Consider the following 15,638-nt stretch of genomic DNA (forward strand, 5'->3'; position numbering starts at 1 on the left):
CTACTCTCCCTACAGCATTTTCATGAGCTCGACGAAAGGCGGCACCGTGGCGAGGACCGTGCTGGTCACCGGCGGGAACCGAGGGATCGGACTGGCGATCGCGCAGGCGTTCGCCAAGCAGGGCGACCGTGTCGCCGTGACGCACCGCGGCTCCGGCGCTCCGGAGGGCCTCTTCGGCGTGCAGTGTGACATCACCGACAGCGCCGCCGTGGACGCCGCGTTCACCGAGGTCGAGAACGCGCTCGGCCCCGTCGAGGTGCTTGTCGCCAACGCCGGGGTCACGCAGGACACGCTGCTGCTGCGCATGAGCGAGGAGCAGTTCACCGGCGTCATCGACACCAACCTGACCGGCTCGTTCCGCTGCGCCAAGCGCGCCGCGAGCAAGATGCTGCGCGCCCGCTTCGGCCGGATCATCTTCATCTCCTCGGTCGTAGGCCTCTACGGCAGCCCGGGCCAGGTGAACTACGCCGCCAGCAAGGCCGGCCTGGTGGGCATGGCCCGTTCGATCACGCGGGAGCTGGGCAGCCGCAACATCACCGCCAACGTGGTCGCGCCCGGGTTCATCGAGACGGACATGACGGCGGTGCTGCCCGAGGCGACGCAGGCCGAGTACAAGAAGAACATCCCGCTGGGGCGCATGGCGCGGCCCGAGGAGGTCGCCGACGTGGTGACGTTCCTGGCCAGCGACGCCGCGGCGTACATCACCGGCGCCGTCATCCCCGTCGACGGTGGCCTCGGCATGGGTCACTGAACCACTTCTTTCTCTAGGGAGACTCCGGAACCATGGCAGGACTTCTCGAGGGCAAACGGCTGCTGATCACCGGGATCATCACCGACCAGTCGATCGCCTTCGCCGCCGCGAAGCTCGCCCAGGAGCAGGGCGCCAAGGTCGTGCTCACCGGCTTCGGCCGGCTGTCGCTGGTGGAGCGCATCGCCAAGCGGCTGCCGGAGGAGGCGCCGGTGATCGAGCTCGACGTGACCAACCAGGAGCACCTCGACGGCCTGGCCGACAAGGTGCGCGAGCACGTGGACGGCCTCGACGGGGTGCTGCACTCCATCGCCTTCGCCCCGGCCAGCTGCCTGGGCGGTGACTTCCTGACCGCGCCGTGGGAGGACGTCGCCACCGCGGTGCACGTGTCGACCTTCTCGTTCAAGTCGCTCGCCGTGGCCTGCCTGCCGCTGATGGGCCCGGGCGGCTCGATCGTCGGGCTGGACTTCGACGCGACGCGGGCGTACCCGGTCTACGACTGGATGGGCGTGGCCAAGGCGGGGCTGGAGTCGACGTCGCGGTACCTGGCGCGGGAGCTCGGGCCGCGCGGGATCCGCGTGAACCTCGTGGCCGCGGGGCCGCTGCGCACGATGGCGGCCAAGTCGATCCCCGGGTTCGCCGTGTTCGAGGACACCTGGTCGAAGGCCGCGCCGCTGGGCTGGGACCTCTACGACCAGGCCGCCGCGGGCAAGGCCTGCTGCGCGCTGATGTCGGACTGGTTCCCGGCCACGACGGGCGAGATCGTGCACGTCGACGGCGGGTATCACGCCATCGGCGGCGTCGCCTGAGCAGGCGCTGACGGGGCCCGGCGGGAGCCGGGCCCCGTCGTTTGTTCCGGCGTATACCCCGTCGGGCGAAAAATCCGATATGTCGGTCGGTTCGGCCGCGAAGCGGCCGACATATCGGATCTGCTCTGGGCGGCCGGTTCGGCCGCTAAGAGGCCGGCATATCGGGTTGCTGTGTCGGTTGGTTCGGCCGCGAAGCGGCCGACATATCGGATCTGCTCTGGGCGGCCGGTTCGGCCGCCAAGAGGCCGGCATATCGGGTTGCTGTGCCGGTTGGTTCGGCCGCGAAGCGGCCGGCACTTCGGATCTGCTCTGGGCGGCCGGTCCGGCCGCGAAGCGGCCGGCATATCGGTTCTGCTCTTGGCGGCACGGACGCCGGGATTTCTGGCGGGAGCAACGGTCCGCAGGTGACGCGGACCCGAGCCTTGGAAAAAATCCCTCCGGAGGAGAATGGCTGTGTGGACTACGACGCGTTCCTCCTGCTCTCGTTCGGCGGCCCGGAGGGCCAGGACGACGTCCTGCCGTTCCTGGAGAACGTGACCCGCGGCCGGGGCATCCCGCGGGAGCGCCTGGAGGCCGTCGCCGGGCACTACCGGCACTTCGGCGGGGTCTCGCCGATCAACGGGCAGTGCCGCGAGCTGATCGAGGCGCTGCGCCCGGGGTTCGAGCTGCCGATCTACTGGGGCAACCGCAACTGGCACCCGATGCTCGCCGACACGGTTCGGCAGATGCGCGACGACGGCGTGCGGCGCGCGATCGCCTTCGTGACGAGCCCGTTCGGGTCGTACTCGTCGTGCCGGCAGTACCTCGACGACATCGAACGGGCGCGGGCGGAGGTGCCGGGCGCGCCGGTCATCGACAAGATCCGGCACTACCACGACCATCCCGGCTACGTCCTTCCGCACGCCGACGCCGTGCGGGCGGCGCTGGCCTCGCTGCCCGGCGCGGCGCCGGCGCGGCTCGTCTTCACCGCGCACTCGATCCCCACGGCCATGAACGCGGCCAGCGGGCCCGGCGGCGCCGGCCGGTACGAGGCCCAGCTGCGCGAGACGGCGGCCCTGGTCGCCGCCGACGCCGCCCCGGGGCTGGCCTGGGACCTGGTCTGGCAGAGCCGCTCCGGGCCGCCGCAGGTGCCGTGGCTCGAGCCGGACGTCAACGACCACCTGGAGGCGCTGGCCAAGGACGGGGTCGGCGAGGTCGTGGTGAGCCCGATCGGCTTCATCTCCGACCACCTCGAGGTGGTGTGGGACCTCGACACCGAGGCGAAGGCGACGGCCGAGCGGCTCGGGCTCGCCTACGCCCGGGCGGCCACCCCGGGGGCCGACCCGCGGTTCGTCGACATGATCCGAGAGCTGGTCGACGAGCGCGTCCTTGCTCACAGTAATGTGCGTCACGCGCTCGGAACCGTCCCCACCTGGGACTTCTGCCCGGCCGACTGCTGCGCGTCACCGAAACGCGCGTGAGCCCGAAACGTAGCTGAGGGAGTATGTTGCGCGTGAGAGAACGCAAGCCCATCGAGTCCTGGCTCACCGACATGGACGGGGTCCTCGTGCACGAGGGCGAGCCCGTGCCGGGCGCACCGGAGTTCGTCAACCGGCTGCGCTCGTCCGGCAAGCCGTTCCTGATTCTGACCAACAACTCGATCTACACCGCGCGCGATCTGCAGGCCCGGCTGCGCCGCATCGGGTTCGACGTGCCGGAGTCCGCGATCTGGACCTCCGCGCTGGCGACCGCCGAGTTCCTCGACACGCAGCGCCCCGGGGGCACTGCCTACGTCATCGGCGAGGCGGGGCTCACCACGGCGATGCACGAGGTCGGCTACATCCTCACCGACACCGAGCCCGACTACGTCGTGCTGGGGGAGACTCGGACGTACTCCTTCGAGGCGATCACCACCGCCATCCGGCTCATCAACAACGGCGCCCGGTTCATCTGCACCAACCCGGACGCCACCGGGCCGTCCAACGAGGGCGCCCTGCCGGCCTGTGGCGCGGTCGCCGCGCTCATCTCGAAGGCGACGGGGATCGAGCCGTACTTCATCGGCAAGCCCAACCCGATGATGATGCGCTCGGCGCTCAACAGCATCGACGCCCACTCCGAGACCACGGCGATGATAGGCGATCGCATGGACACCGACGTCCTGTGCGGGCTGGAGGCCGGGCTGGAGACGATCCTGGTGCTCAGCGGCATCAGCACGACGGCCGACGTGGAGCGCTACCCCTACCGCCCCTCGCGCATCATCCCGTCCGTCGCCCACCTCATCGACGAGGTCTGACGGTCCGGCGAGCTACAGCAGCGGGGCGTTGCAGGCGGCCACCAGGGCCCGGCGGCACGCCGTGGTCAGGGGCCGCAGGGCGGCGTCGCGCTGCTGTACCTCGTAGCCGTTGATGGCGCCGCCCGGGGCCGCGTGCTCGGCGAGGGCCAGCACGCGGTCGAGGATGCTCGCCCGCGCGTAGAGGCGGCGGGCCCGCGGGTCGTAGCCCGGCGGGAGGTCGGTCGCGCCGTCGGGCTTGCGGAGGGCCTCGATCGCGCCGGCCAGCTCGGGGCGCCACTGGGCGATGTCGAGCTTGGCGAGGGTACGCGTCGCCGTGGCCAGTTCCGCGGAGAGCTCCGCCTCGGCCTCGGCCGTGCTCGCCTCGTGGTTGCCGGGCCGCTCCTCGGGCAGCGCGAAGACCTGCCAGCGCACGGTCTCGAACTCGTCGCCCGAGCCCGACGTGTGCAGGCGCACCTCCGGCACGAAGCCCAGCCCGCCCGCGACCACGCCCTCACCGGCGAGGATGGCCGCCCCGGTGAACGGGCCCGGGCCAGGCAGGCCGCGGGGGTCGCCGGGCGCGGGCAGCACCAGGCGAACCTCGTCCGGGTGCAGCTTGGACAACGCCGGGAGGGCGTCGGCGAGCGACACGTCTTTCCAGGTGCCGGGGACGTCGGAGACCATGTGCTCCTCGTCGCCGGAGATCTCGGCGGCGGCGTCGTCGCACGGCACCAGGCCGGCGCGCCACGCCCGGACCCATGCCACGAAACGCGCCGAGCGGCGCGCCTGGAGGGTCGCCGCGCGTGCTGCGGGGGACATGGGAGCAAGGGTACGTGCTGACGTGCCGGTATGTCTCGCAGGCGAACAGGCCGTCAGCCGATACGCTTCCCGGCCATGGACGTCCTGGCGAACAACGACTGGCGGCGCCGGCGCGCGGTACCCGTCGTGGAGGCCGAGCTCGAGCTGGTCGTGGAGGACGCCGACTCGGGCTTCTGCGGGGCCGTGGTCGGCTTCGAGTTCGGCGCCGTGATCCTGGAGGACAGGCACGGCAACCGGCGCAACTTCCCGCTCGACCCCGCCGCGTTCCTGCTGGAGGGGCGCGCGGTCACACTGGTGCGCCCGGCGCCGCAGCGCCAGCAGCCGCCGCAGCGGCAGCGCACCGCGTCGGGCTCGATCGCGGTGGCCGGGCACACCGCCCGGGTGGCCCGCCGCGGCCGCATCTGGGTCGAGGGCATCCACGACGCCGCGCTGGTCGAGCGCATCTGGGGCGACGACCTACGCATCGAGGGCGTGGTCGTGGAGCCGCTGGACGGCATCGACGAGCTCGCGGGGGCGATCCGGGCGTTCGGCCCCGGTCCCGTGGCGCGGCTCGGGGTGCTCGTGGACCATCTGGTACCGGGCTCGAAGGAGAGCCGCATCGTGGCGTCGGTGCAGTCGCCGTACGTGCTCGTCACCGGCCACCCCTACGTCGACGTCTGGCAGGCCGTGAAGCCCGCCGCGGTGGGCATCCGCGCCTGGCCGGTCGTGCCGCCGGGGCAGCCCTGGAAGGAGGGCGTCTGTGCGGCGCTCGGGGTCGCCGAGCCGGCCGACATGTGGCGGCGGATTCTGGCGTCGGTGTCGAGCTTCCGGGACGTGGAGACGCCGCTGATCAACTCGATGGAGCGGCTGATCGACTTCGTGACGGAGCCCGACGAGGACGTGTGAAGTCCGCGGTTAGGGCGCCTTGCTGTGCTCGACATGATCGTGACGAGTCCGGCGAGACCTCTGAAATCCGATATGTCGGGCGCTGGCGCGCCCCGCTGCGCTCGACATATCGGATTTATCGCCTGACGGGGCATAAGTCCGAAAAGTCGTGGCGCGGAGCGCCCGACTTTTCGTGCCCGAACGAGCGCCGGAGCGCGGCCTGCGACTGATTCCGGCGGCGATCCCCGCGGCGTCAGCCCAGCGTCGGGCACGGGCCGGGGGTGAACCCGAGCATCCAGAGCGCCCGGGGCGCGGCCTGCGACTGATTCCGGCGGCGATCCCCGCGGGTCTCGAAACCCGAGGCGTCAGTCCAGCGTCGGCCACGGGTCGCGGGTGAAGACGAACGTTGCGATGTCCAGGGCCACCACCTCGCCCGACGGCGTGCGGCGCACCTGCAGCAGCTCGCCGTCGTTCTCGCCCGAGCGGCCCCGCCAGCGGTCCGGCGCCGGGCCGTCCGGCTCGAAGCGCCACGGCGCGTCCGCCGTGGTCAGCGGGGTGATTGTCAGGTGGCCTTCGATCCAGCCGGCCTCGTACTCGCGGCCCATCCACCACCAGCGGCCCGTCAGCGGCGCCACGGCCGGCGGCGGGGGTGCGCCCGGCTTCCACGGGGCCGGGCGGGCCGGCTCGCGCTCCAGGACGGTCTCCAGCAGGTCCAGGCCGAAGGCGCTCAGGCCGCCGGGATGATGCATCGTGTACGCGTTCGCGAACGCCACCACCGCGGTGCGCGACGGGCGGTGTACCGCCAGGACGGACACGTAGCCCGGCATGGAGCCGCTGTGGCCCACGAAGACGCGCTCGCCGCGGCGCCACAGTTGCAGGCCCAGGCCGTGGCCCTTGCGCCAGGACTCCAGGTCGCTGAGGACCACCGGGCTGCACATCTCGGCCACCGTCGCCGGCGCGAGCACGGCCGGGTCGGGGTCGGCCAGGAACGCGGCCCAGCGGGCCAGGTCGCCGACTGTCGACCACAGCTGCCCGGCCGGGGCCATCGCGCCGGCGTCCAGGCGGGGCTCCTCGCGCATGCGGTCGAGCCAGGGGTGCATGACGTACCCGCGCGCGAACGGCTCCGCCGCGGCGTACGTGGTGCGCTCCAGGCCCAGCGGGCGCAGGACCCGCTTGTGCAGCATTTCGCGCCAGTCCTCGCCGCCGAGGCGGCTCACCACGGCGCCCAGCAGGCCGTAGGCGAGGTTGGAGTAGTGGAAACCGTGCAGCGGGGGGTACGCCACCTTGTCCGCGGTCAGCGTGGACAGGAACGTCTCGACGTCGGTACCGCCGTTGCGCTCCCACCAGTCGCCGTCGGGCTCGCGCTGCACGCCGCCCGCGTGGCCCAGGAGCTGGCGCAGGGTCACGGCGCCCACCGGGGTGCCGGGCAGGTGGCGGTAGAGCAGGTCGTCGAGGGCCAGGCGGCCTTCGTCGCGCAGTGCGAGTACCAAGGCGGCGGTCATGGTTTTGGTAATCGACCCGATCCGGAACTGCTGCCCGGCCGTGTAGGGGCCGGCGGCGGCCGTGTGGGTCAGGGCGCCGTCGCGGACAACGCCCGCGACCAGGGTCGGGACCCGGGCGGCGGCGTGGGCGCGGGCGACCAGTTCATCGATGCTGGTGATGGTCTCGGGCAGGAGGGGCGCGGGGGTCACGACCAGCCCAACTGTCCACCGCGCGGGAGGGTGGCGGCAGTTTCGCAAGGATCCCGCAACGGGCGGTCACCGAGGGCGACGCGACGAGCATCGGCGTGACACGATCGAGGTGTGGATGTCTGGCTGATCGTCTGGTTGATCGTCGGCGCCGTTCTCGTCGCGGCGGAGGTCTTCACGACCACGTTCGTGCTGCTGATGTTCGCGATCGGCGCGTTCGCCGCCGCGGGGGCCGCCGCCCTCGGGGCCAACGAGCCGGTCCAGGCCGCCGTCTTCGCCCTGGCGAGTGCGCTGTCATTCGTGGCGGTGCGGCCCACGCTGCGCCGGTACATGCACCGCGACGAACGCGACACCCAGATGGGTGTCGAGGCCATCGAGGGTTCGATGGCGCTCGTGTTGGAGGATGTCGACACCGACAGCGGCATGATCAAGATCGACGGGGAGTTGTGGCGGGCCCGGCCGTACGACGCCACGCAGACCTTCGCCGCGGGCGATCGCGTCCGGGTGATCGAGATCAAGGGTGCCACCGCAATGGTGTGGAAGGATTGAGCCCAGTGGATCCAAGCGTGTTCCTGGCGGTGCTGATCATCGCCGTCGCCCTCATCGGCATCATCACCGTCGTCAAGTCCGTGAAGGTGGTGCCACAGCAGGTCGAGTATGTCGTGGAGCGCCTCGGGAAGTACAGCCGGACGCTCGTCCCCGGCCTCAACGTACTGGTGCCTTTCGTCGACTCGGTGCGCAACAAGGTGGACAAGCGCGAGGCGGTCGTCAACTTCCCGCCCCAGCCGGTGATCACGTCCGACAACCTGGTCGTTTCGATCGACACCGTCCTGTACTTCAAGGTCGTCGACTCGGTCCGCGCGACCTACGAGATCTTCTCCTACCTGCAGGCCATCGAGCAGCTGACCGTCACCACCCTGCGTAACGTGATCGGCTCCCTCGACCTCGAGAAGGCCCTCACGAGCCGCGACGAGATCAACCGCCACCTCTCCGGCGTGCTGGACGAGACGACGGGCCGCTGGGGCATCAAGGTCACCCGCGTCGAGATCAAGGCGATCGAGCCGCCGCCGAGCATCCGTGACTCCATGGAGAAGCAGATGCGCGCCGAGCGGGACCGCCGCGCCGCGATCCTGCACGCCGAGGGCCTCAAGCAGTCACAGATCCTGACCGCTGAAGGCGAGAAGCAGGCGGCGGTACTGCGCGCCGAGGGCGACCGCCAGTCGCGCATCCTCACCGCCGAGGGCCAGGCCAAGGCCATCCGGACCGTCGTGGACTCCATCCACGTCGCGAACCCGGACTCGAAGGTCATGGCGTACCAGTACCTGCAGTCCCTGCCGCAGATCGCCGCCGGCCAGTCCAACAAGCTGTGGATCCTGCCGGTCGAGCTGACCAAGGCCCTGGAGGGCATCGGCGGCGCCCTCGGCGGCATGGCCACCATGTCGAACGACGAGCGCGCGCGCCACGTCGACCGCAACGCGATCGAGGAGGCCGAGTCGGAGGAGGTCCTGGAGGCCCGGCGCGCCGCGGAAGAGGCCGCGGCGGCCGCGAGCGCCGAGGCCGCCGCCGCGGCGGCCCAGGTCTCAGGCGATCAGGGCATTCGCCAGCTCCCGGGCTCGCCGGTCGTCTCCCCGGCGGCCTTCGACGCCCCGCCGGCGCCGGACCGCGACAGCGCCTGACCCGCGCCCGACCGAGACCGAGGGCCGCCCCTGGTGGGCGGCCCTCGGCATGTTCAGCGGCAGAGCTCGTAGAACGCCACCGCGGCCGCGGCGGCCACGTTCAGGGAGTCGACGCCGTTGTGCATCGGGATGACCACGCGCACGTCGGCGCCCGCCAGCGCGCTGTCCGTCAGGCCCGGCCCCTCCGCGCCCAGCAGCAGCGCCGAACGCGCGCGCTGCGCCGGCGTCAGGTCGCGCATCGCGACCGCGTCCGGGGCCGGGGTCATCGCGAGCAGCGTGAAGCCCGCGGCGCGCACGGCCTCGAGCGCGGACGGCCAGGGCTCGAGGCGGGCGTACGGCACCGCGAACACCTCGCCCATACTCACGCGAACGCTGCGGCGGTACAGCGGATCGGCGCACGTCGGCGAGAGCAGAACGGCGTCCATGCCCAGCGCGGCCGCCCCGCGGAAGATCGCCCCCACGTTCGTGTGGTTGTTGATGTCCTCGAGGATCGCGACCCGCCGGGCCGTCGCCAGGACCTCGGACGCGGTGAGCGAAGGGCGGCGGTGGAACGAGGCCAGCACCCCGCGGTGCACGTGGAAGCCCGTGATCGCCTCGAGGGTGGCCTGGTCGCCGGCGTACACGGGTACGTCCGACAGCGGCAGGTCGTCGAGCTGCGTGACGCGCTTGGCGTCGATGAGGACCGAGCGGAGCCGGTAGCCGGCTCGGAGGGCCCGGCGCAGGACGAGTTCGCCCTCCGCGATGAACAGGCCGTTGGGTGGCTCCCATCGCGTACGGAGCTCGACGTCGGTAAGCGCTCGATAGTCGCCGAGTCGCTCATCGTGGGGTGTGGTTATCAACTCCGTGGCCGGCACCCGCCCGATTCTGCCGTGCGCGGCGCGATCTATGGATCTGCCCTCGGCCGAGCCGGGCTCCGGCGCCGCCGCCGATTGACACTTCCGGGCGGGTGCTGTGCCTGCCCATCGTGTTCGTGGTCCGGCAGACGTTCTCGACGCTGGTGATTCAAAGCTTCACCCAGGGCCAGGAGGGGCTCTCCGACACGGCCAGCCTCGTCGTGCGCCCCGAGAGCGACATCCGGTACGTCGCCTACACCTACGCGCTGCGGCGGGAGTTCACGGCCGGTGCGGGCACCCAGCACGGCGCGGCGGTCCTGCGCCTGTACGGCACCGAAGAGATGCGCGGGCAGTACTGGACCAACACCCAGACGTCCGGCCGCGTCATCGTCAAGCGCAAGGCCGGCACGTACGTGTCGTCGTTCGACGAGGCGATCGCGATGTGGCCGGAGAAGACCCGGTGGCCCACCTTCCAGCGCTGAGCGGCGACACGCCCGGGCGTCAGGCGGGCGGCTCCCGGTCCCGGCCGAAGAACACCGCGGCCCAGCGCGGCGTGTAGGCGACCAGGCCCGGATACGGGTTGCCGTCGCGCCACTCGGGCCGGCGGTACCCGCTGCGCCACAGATCCCAGGCGGCCTTGGCCCCGACGGCGACGAGGACGGCGCCGCCGATGGCGGGGGAGTACGTGGCGACGGCTGCAGGGCGCGCGGCCATCGCCCGGGGTCGCCGGTGACGAGGTTGGTGATCATGCCCATGCCGGTGCCGAGCACGAACACGCCGAACCCGGCACCATCATCACGGGCACGCACATGGTAGCCGTGCGCGACAACGGTCCCCCGGGACCGGACGGGGCGAGAGCGGCCGTCTGAGTACCCGGACGGGTTACGCCGACGCGGCACCGTCGGACTCCGATCCTCGAAACCGCCGGACCGCGCGACGGATTCGCCGGAGAACGCAAGTCAATACCGTCTTCGACAGACCCGGCGAACGCCGTGGCGCAAGGTCGAAGAGGCGGGGTACGCAAATGTCCTGGGACCGCCGCAACGCGTACCTCGCGGTAGTGCTCGGGGCCGTCCTGTGGGGGCTGCTCCGACAGGGAGCGTTCTTCTCCACCGACCGCCAGATCTTTCTGGCGCTGGCCGTGGCGGCCCTGCTCCTGACGCCGCGATGGTGGGCGGTCGTACGCACCACGCAGTTCGTGATGCCGGCCGGGGCCATTGCCCTCGCGGTCACCGCTTCGTCGTGGGCGCACCGGGTGCCGTCGGCGGCGGCGGTCGCACTCGCTCCGGCGCTCGCCGCTGTCGCGCTCGGTGCGGCCGGGGTCCGGGCCCACGGGGCCGGGAACGCGGCCCGGCTGCTCGGTGCGGTCGCCGACCTGACCGCGGTTGCCGGGTTCCTGGGCTGGGCCGGCGTCGCCGGGCATCTCCCGGGCCTGGCTCAGCTGCAGACCAGCGGCTGGCGGGCCACTGCGACGCTCGGCTACGCCAATGCGCTCGGGCTGGTCCTGCTCATCGGCCTGCTCGTCGCGGCCGGTCACGCGGCCCGCTTCCCGGGCCGGGCCGGCCTCGTGCGCTGCTGGGTGCTCGCCACGGGCCTGCTGGCGACACAGTCCCGGGCGGCGGTCGCCGCGGCCGTCCTGGGCTGGCTGCTGCTGCGGCTCCACGACCGCGCCGCGGCCACGGTGCTGACCCGAGCCGCCGGCTGGACCGCGGTCGCGTTCGCGGGCCTGCTGCCCGCCGTTGTACTCCCGCACGCGGCGCGGGTTGCTGCCCTGGCGCCGGCCGTGGTCGGTGCGGCCGTGGGCCTGGGCGGCCTGCTCGCCGCCCCACGCGGCCGGGCTTTCCGGGCGGTGACGAGCGCGGCGCTGGCCGGCGCAACGATCGGCGCCGTTGTCGCGCTGCACGGGCGGGTTCTCGACGGCGGCAGCGTCGCGGGCCGGCTGCTGCTGTGGCGTTCGACGCTGGCCGAGGCCCGGGCCGGCGGGTTCTTCGGCGTCGGCCCGGGACGCCTGCTCGCCCTGGTACACGGCGAGACCGGGGCCGTCCTGGCCCACAGCGATCCGCTGCAGTACCTGCTCTTCTACGGCGTGCCGGGAGGTCTGGCGCTGCTCATCTCGGCGTGGTCGGCCGTCCGTCATCTCTGCCGGACCCGCGCCACCGCCGGCGACGGCTGGGCGGTGGGTGCGGCCGTCGCCGCGGCGACGGCGATGGCCGCCGCTGTCGACTTCCCGCTCCACATCCCCGTCATACCGGCGCTGGCGGCGCTCGTCGCCGGCGTTTGTGCCGGCTCCGTCACCACGAAAGCCGACTCCGTCACCACGAAAGCCGACTCCGTAACCACGGAAGCCGGCTGCGCCACCACGAAAGCCGAGTCCGTCCCCACGGAAGCCGGCTCCGTCACCACGAAAGCCGGCTCCGTCACCACGAAAGCCGGCTCCATCGCGACGGAGGCCGGTTCCGACCCGACGAAAGGTAGTCCGACGTGTCCGAGCAACGCGTTCTCCGTCACCGTCCCCGGCACCGCCGCCCCCAGCGAAGTGCCGGCGCACGCGCGGTCTTCGTCGGCATTGCCGCGGCCCTGATGGCGGTGGCCGCCACCGCCTCCGCCAACGCGGTGCCGCTGGCGGCCGTCTCGAGCCCGTCGTGCCCGGCCTTCACGTTCGTCGGGGCACGCGGCTCGGGCGAGACGGACAAGAACTTCGACGGTATGGGGCCCGAGGTGATGACGGCGTTCAAGGAGATGCAGGGCAAGCTCGGCGCGACCGTCATCCGGAGCGTTCCGGTGAAGTACACGGCGGCGGACGTCGACGTGCTGCGCAAGCTGTACCCGGCCGAACAGCTCCTGCTGGGGCTCGCCGTGCTCGGGCCGCTGCCGGCGCGACCGTCGGCCACGGTCGCGTTCACGGCGTCATACAAGATCAACCATCTCGATCGCTTCACCGCCAGCATCAACGAGGGCATCACGAACGCGGTCGCCACGATCACCAGCGAGGCCGGCCGGTGCGGTCGCACGCGGTTCGTGCTCGCCGGGTACTCCCAGGGCGCGATGGTCATGCACCAGGTGCTGTTACGCCTGGAGGGCAACCGCGTGCTGTACCCGCGCATCGCGGCGACGGTGCTCATCGCCGACGGCGACCGGAAGAAGGAGACGGCCGCGACGCGGTTCGGCACCGCCGAGTTCACGGCCGAGGGCATCCGCAGCGCGTTCACGGTCGGCGAGAAGGACGTGCCGTCGAGCAAGGCGTCAAGCACCTACGACATCTGCAACGCGGGCGACATCGTGTGCGACTTCCACCTCGCTATGCTGCGCGACAGCAAGCCCGGCGAGAACGTGCACACCGGCTACACCAACAGCCGGCTCGTCAAGAATGTCGCGATCCGGGTCGCCGGCACACTGTAGGGCCGCGACCCGTCCGCGTAGGCCGGGGCCGGCTCAGGCGTTCAGCGCCGCCAGGGCCAGCGCCGCCGTCTGGGTCTCGTAGCCTGACGTGCGGTCGAAGCGGCCGAGCCGCCCCACGTCCGTGACGACGTTGAGGGCCGCGTGCACGAGCACCCGCGAGTCGGCCGCCGCCAGTTCCGGGCGCACCGTCCCGGCCAGGCGCACCCACTCCTCGACGTGCAGGCGCTGGGCGCCGCGGAGCTGGTGGCGGTCCTCGTCCGGCAGGTTGTTGTTCTCGGCGAGGTAGACGGCGACCAGGTCGCTCTGGCCGAACGCGAAGGCCACGTACGCCCGCACGACCCGGCGCTGGGCGTCGGCCGGGTCGGTCGCCTCGGCGATCGCCGCCACGGTCGCGCCGGTGAGACGGTCGGTCGCCCGGTAGTAGGCGGCCGCGAGCAGGTCGGCCTTGCTCGGGAAGTACCGGTACACGCTGGATGCCTGGATGCCCGCGGCGCGCCCGATGTCCTCGACCGCGACGGCGTGGTAGCCGTGCCGGTGGAACAGGCGGATCGCCTCGATGAGCAGCAGTTCACGGCGTGAGGCGGGGCGGACCGGGGCGGCGGACGGGGCGGGCGGCTCCGGAGGCGAAGGGCGCGGGAGGTCCGGCGGGTCGGCGCGCAGCAGCGCCCAGGCGACCCGCGTGAGCAGGCCCTCGGTGTCGGTGGCGGCGGCGCGGTGGGTGGTCACGCTGCCGAAGGCGCTGAGGGCCGCGTTGGCCAGCAGCCCGCACTGCTCCGGGGTCAGCTCCGGCCGCAGGGTGCGCAGCGGTCCGGCGATGCGGCCGACCAGCGTGGCCAGGCTCGTGCGGAACTCGCGGCGGTGCTCGGCGGTGAGGTAGCGGCCCTCCCACTGGTACAGGCCGGCGACCCGGCGCTTGGCCACCGCGACCGTGGCGATGGCGTGCAGCTGCTCGTCGATGGTGGCCTGCGGATCGGCGGTCGCGGCCAGCAGCGCGCCGACGACGTCGCGCGTGGCGTGCACGAGGATCGCGTACTTGTTCGCGAAGTGCCGGTACACGGCCGGGCCGCTGATGCCGACGACGGCGGCGATCTCGTCGACCGAGACGCGGTGGTAGCCCCGCTCGCAGAACAGCTCGGCGCCGGCCAGCGCGATGCGGTCTTTGCGATCTTTCGGGCGTTTCGTCGCTGTCGAACCCACCCCGCCGGCTGCTTGTCGCACCCCTACACGTTAGCGCCACCTCGCGGGAAACCGGCGGCGGCCCTGCTTGACAAGCGTTCGCGCGGTCCCGGAAAGTTAGGCGCGATTCGCATTCGGCCGAGCAGCGAGGAGCATGGGCCATGACGACCGAGGCGTTCATCTACGAGGCGCTGCGCACGCCGCGCGGCCGGGGAAAACCGACCGGGGCCCTGCACGGGGTGAAGCCGGTTTCGCTCATCGCCGGGCTGATCGGCGAGACGCTGGGGCGGCTGCCCGGCCTCGATCCGGCCCGGATCGACGACGTGGTGCTGGGCGTGGTGTCGCCGCTGGGCGAGCAGGGCGCCGACATCGCCAAGACGGCGGCTCTCGTCGCCGGGCTGCCCGACACCGTGGCCGGGGTACAACTCAATCGTTTCTGCGCTTCCGGCCTGGAGGCCGTGAACTTCGCCGCGCAGAAGGTCCGCTCGGGCTGGGAGGACCTCGTGCTCGCCGGCGGGGTCGAGTCGATGTCGCGGGTGCCGATGGGCTCCGACGGGGGAGCGTGGGCGCTGGACCCCGAGACCAACTACAGCACCGGCTTCGTGCCGCAGGGCATCGGCGCGGACCTCATCGCGACCCTCGACGGCCACGACCGCGAAACGGTGGACGGCTACGCCCTCCAGTCGCAGGCCCGGGCGGCCAAGGCGTGGGCGAACGGCTATTTCGCCCGTTCCGTGGTACCCGTACGGGACCGCAACGGCCTGGTGGTGCTCGACCGCGACGAGCACATCCGCCCGGACTCGACCGCCGAGGGGCTCGCCGCCCTCCCGGCCTCCTTCGCGGCCATCGGCGAGCTGGGCGGCTTCGACGCGGTGGCGCTGCAGCGGTACCACTGGGTGGAGCGCATCAACCACGTGCACACGGCCGGCAACTCCTCCGGCATCGTCGACGGCGCCGCGCTGGTGGTCGTCGGCAGCGAGGCGGCCGGCGCCGCGGCGGGCCTGACCCCGCGGGCGCGGATCGTGGCGACCGCGGTCAGCGGGGCCGACCCCACCATCATGCTGACCGGGCCCGCGCCCGCCGCCCGCAAGGCGCTGGCCAAGGCCCGGCTCGACGTCACCGACCTCGACCTGGTCGAGATCAACGAGGCGTTCGCCGCCGTCGTGCTGCGCTTCGTGGCCGACCTGGGCCTGAACCCGGACATCGTCAACGTCAACGGCGGCGCCATCGCGATGGGCCACCCGCTCGGGGCCACCGGGGCCATGATCCTCGGCACGCTCGTCGACGAGCTGGAGCGGCGCGGCGGGCGCTACGGGCTGGCCACGCTCTGCGTAGGCGGCGGCATGGGCATTGCGACCGTCGTAGAACGACTCTGAGA

Annotated in this window: 16 protein-coding genes; 11 read left to right on the plus strand and 5 right to left on the minus strand. The window is 72.3% G+C overall.

The window, feature by feature from the left end:
- The first annotated feature begins 46 nt into the window (after nucleotides 1–46).
- From fabG to ACPPVO_RS10490, 4 genes are all read left to right on the plus strand, one after another.
- Nucleotides 47–751, plus strand: coding sequence for a 3-oxoacyl-[acyl-carrier-protein] reductase (gene fabG, locus ACPPVO_RS10475; protein ID WP_360382912.1), 705 nt, complete (start codon nucleotides 47–49; stop codon nucleotides 749–751).
- A 32-nt stretch (nucleotides 752–783) separates the two neighbouring features.
- Complete coding sequence (fabI, locus tag ACPPVO_RS10480; RefSeq protein WP_426511017.1) at nucleotides 784–1,557, plus strand: enoyl-ACP reductase FabI; 774 nt, start codon at nucleotides 784–786, stop codon at nucleotides 1,555–1,557.
- A 455-nt stretch (nucleotides 1,558–2,012) separates the two neighbouring features.
- Nucleotides 2,013–3,017, plus strand: coding sequence for a ferrochelatase (locus ACPPVO_RS10485; RefSeq protein ID WP_426511018.1), 1,005 nt, complete (start codon nucleotides 2,013–2,015; stop codon nucleotides 3,015–3,017).
- A gap of 23 nt (nucleotides 3,018–3,040) precedes the next feature.
- A complete protein-coding gene (locus ACPPVO_RS10490) occupies nucleotides 3,041–3,829 on the plus strand; it encodes an HAD-IIA family hydrolase (protein ID WP_350615321.1) in 789 nt (262 codons plus the stop codon).
- Nucleotides 3,830–3,841: 12 nt separating this feature from the next.
- On the opposite strand, the gene ACPPVO_RS10495 is transcribed toward ACPPVO_RS10490, so the two are convergent.
- The gene (locus ACPPVO_RS10495) at nucleotides 3,842–4,624 is read right to left on the minus strand and encodes a hypothetical protein (protein ID WP_360382889.1); all 783 of its coding nucleotides are present in this window, start codon (nucleotides 4,622–4,624) and stop codon (nucleotides 3,842–3,844) included.
- A 75-nt stretch (nucleotides 4,625–4,699) separates the two neighbouring features.
- On the opposite strand from ACPPVO_RS10495, the gene ACPPVO_RS10500 reads away from it, so the two are divergent.
- The gene (locus ACPPVO_RS10500; protein ID WP_360382891.1) at nucleotides 4,700–5,509 is read left to right on the plus strand and encodes a DUF3097 domain-containing protein; all 810 of its coding nucleotides are present in this window, start codon (nucleotides 4,700–4,702) and stop codon (nucleotides 5,507–5,509) included.
- Nucleotides 5,510–5,853: 344 nt separating this feature from the next.
- Here the strand turns inward: ACPPVO_RS10500 and ACPPVO_RS10505 are convergent, their stop codons facing one another.
- Nucleotides 5,854–7,179: a serine hydrolase domain-containing protein gene (locus ACPPVO_RS10505; protein ID WP_426511019.1), complete on the minus strand. Its 1,326-nt coding sequence runs from the start codon at nucleotides 7,177–7,179 to the stop codon at nucleotides 5,854–5,856.
- 111 nt (nucleotides 7,180–7,290) lie between these two features.
- On the opposite strand from ACPPVO_RS10505, the gene ACPPVO_RS10510 reads away from it, so the two are divergent.
- Together ACPPVO_RS10510 and ACPPVO_RS10515 are read left to right on the plus strand one after the other, a co-directional pair.
- Nucleotides 7,291–7,725, plus strand: coding sequence for an NfeD family protein (locus ACPPVO_RS10510; RefSeq protein WP_426511020.1), 435 nt, complete (start codon nucleotides 7,291–7,293; stop codon nucleotides 7,723–7,725).
- 5 nt (nucleotides 7,726–7,730) lie between these two features.
- The gene (locus tag ACPPVO_RS10515; RefSeq protein ID WP_426511021.1) at nucleotides 7,731–8,852 is read left to right on the plus strand and encodes an SPFH domain-containing protein; all 1,122 of its coding nucleotides are present in this window, start codon (nucleotides 7,731–7,733) and stop codon (nucleotides 8,850–8,852) included.
- A gap of 53 nt (nucleotides 8,853–8,905) precedes the next feature.
- Here the strand turns inward: ACPPVO_RS10515 and ACPPVO_RS10520 are convergent, their stop codons facing one another.
- Nucleotides 8,906–9,706, minus strand: a complete 801-nt coding sequence (locus tag ACPPVO_RS10520; protein WP_426511022.1) for a TrmH family RNA methyltransferase — start codon at nucleotides 9,704–9,706, stop codon at nucleotides 8,906–8,908.
- A 92-nt stretch (nucleotides 9,707–9,798) separates the two neighbouring features.
- Between ACPPVO_RS10520 and ACPPVO_RS10525 the strand changes: the two genes are divergently transcribed.
- Entirely contained in the window at nucleotides 9,799–10,167 is a 369-nt protein-coding gene (locus tag ACPPVO_RS10525; RefSeq protein WP_426511023.1) for a hypothetical protein, read from the plus strand.
- A 19-nt stretch (nucleotides 10,168–10,186) separates the two neighbouring features.
- Here ACPPVO_RS10525 and ACPPVO_RS10530 read toward each other — a convergent pair whose 3' ends face one another.
- Nucleotides 10,187–10,399, minus strand: a complete 213-nt coding sequence (locus ACPPVO_RS10530; RefSeq protein ID WP_426511024.1) for a hypothetical protein — start codon at nucleotides 10,397–10,399, stop codon at nucleotides 10,187–10,189.
- Between the two features lie 310 nt (nucleotides 10,400–10,709).
- On the opposite strand from ACPPVO_RS10530, the gene ACPPVO_RS10535 reads away from it, so the two are divergent.
- Nucleotides 10,710–12,266 (plus strand): hypothetical protein, encoded by a 1,557-nt coding sequence (locus ACPPVO_RS10535; RefSeq protein WP_426511025.1) that lies wholly within the window; start codon nucleotides 10,710–10,712, stop codon nucleotides 12,264–12,266.
- Complete coding sequence (locus ACPPVO_RS10540; RefSeq protein WP_426511026.1) at nucleotides 12,266–13,084, plus strand: cutinase family protein; 819 nt, start codon at nucleotides 12,266–12,268, stop codon at nucleotides 13,082–13,084. Before ACPPVO_RS10535 ends, ACPPVO_RS10540 begins: the two co-directional genes overlap by 1 nt.
- Before the next feature lie 33 nt (nucleotides 13,085–13,117).
- Here the strand turns inward: ACPPVO_RS10540 and ACPPVO_RS10545 are convergent, their stop codons facing one another.
- The gene (locus ACPPVO_RS10545; protein WP_426511027.1) at nucleotides 13,118–14,281 is read right to left on the minus strand and encodes a TetR/AcrR family transcriptional regulator; all 1,164 of its coding nucleotides are present in this window, start codon (nucleotides 14,279–14,281) and stop codon (nucleotides 13,118–13,120) included.
- A gap of 140 nt (nucleotides 14,282–14,421) precedes the next feature.
- Here ACPPVO_RS10545 and ACPPVO_RS10550 point away from each other — a divergent pair, with 140 nt between their 5' ends.
- A complete protein-coding gene (locus ACPPVO_RS10550) occupies nucleotides 14,422–15,636 on the plus strand; it encodes an acetyl-CoA C-acetyltransferase (RefSeq protein WP_426511028.1) in 1,215 nt (404 codons plus the stop codon).
- Nucleotides 15,637–15,638: the final 2 nt, after the last annotated feature.

The sequence above is a fragment of the Dactylosporangium sp. McL0621 genome (assembly GCF_049995355.1).
In the GTDB taxonomy this organism is placed as follows: Bacteria; Actinomycetota; Actinomycetes; order Mycobacteriales; family Micromonosporaceae; genus Dactylosporangium.

Bases quoted from the DNA above. Each gene is read 5' to 3' on its own strand.
- fabI (WP_426511017.1), top strand. From the start codon at position 784: ATGGCAGGACTTCTCGAGGGCAAACGGCTGCTGATCACCGGGATCATC.
- ACPPVO_RS10550 (WP_426511028.1), top strand. From the start codon at position 14,422: ATGACGACCGAGGCGTTCATCTACGAGGCGCTGCGCACGCCGCGCGGC.
- ACPPVO_RS10495 (WP_360382889.1), bottom strand. From the start codon at position 4,624: ATGTCCCCCGCAGCACGCGCGGCGACCCTCCAGGCGCGCCGCTCGGCG.
- ACPPVO_RS10540 (WP_426511026.1), top strand. From the start codon at position 12,266: ATGGCGGTGGCCGCCACCGCCTCCGCCAACGCGGTGCCGCTGGCGGCC.
- ACPPVO_RS10500 (WP_360382891.1), top strand. From the start codon at position 4,700: ATGGACGTCCTGGCGAACAACGACTGGCGGCGCCGGCGCGCGGTACCC.
- ACPPVO_RS10535 (WP_426511025.1), top strand. From the start codon at position 10,710: ATGTCCTGGGACCGCCGCAACGCGTACCTCGCGGTAGTGCTCGGGGCC.
- ACPPVO_RS10490 (WP_350615321.1), top strand. From the start codon at position 3,041: ATGTTGCGCGTGAGAGAACGCAAGCCCATCGAGTCCTGGCTCACCGAC.
- ACPPVO_RS10530 (WP_426511024.1), bottom strand. From the start codon at position 10,399: ATGGCCGCGCGCCCTGCAGCCGTCGCCACGTACTCCCCCGCCATCGGC.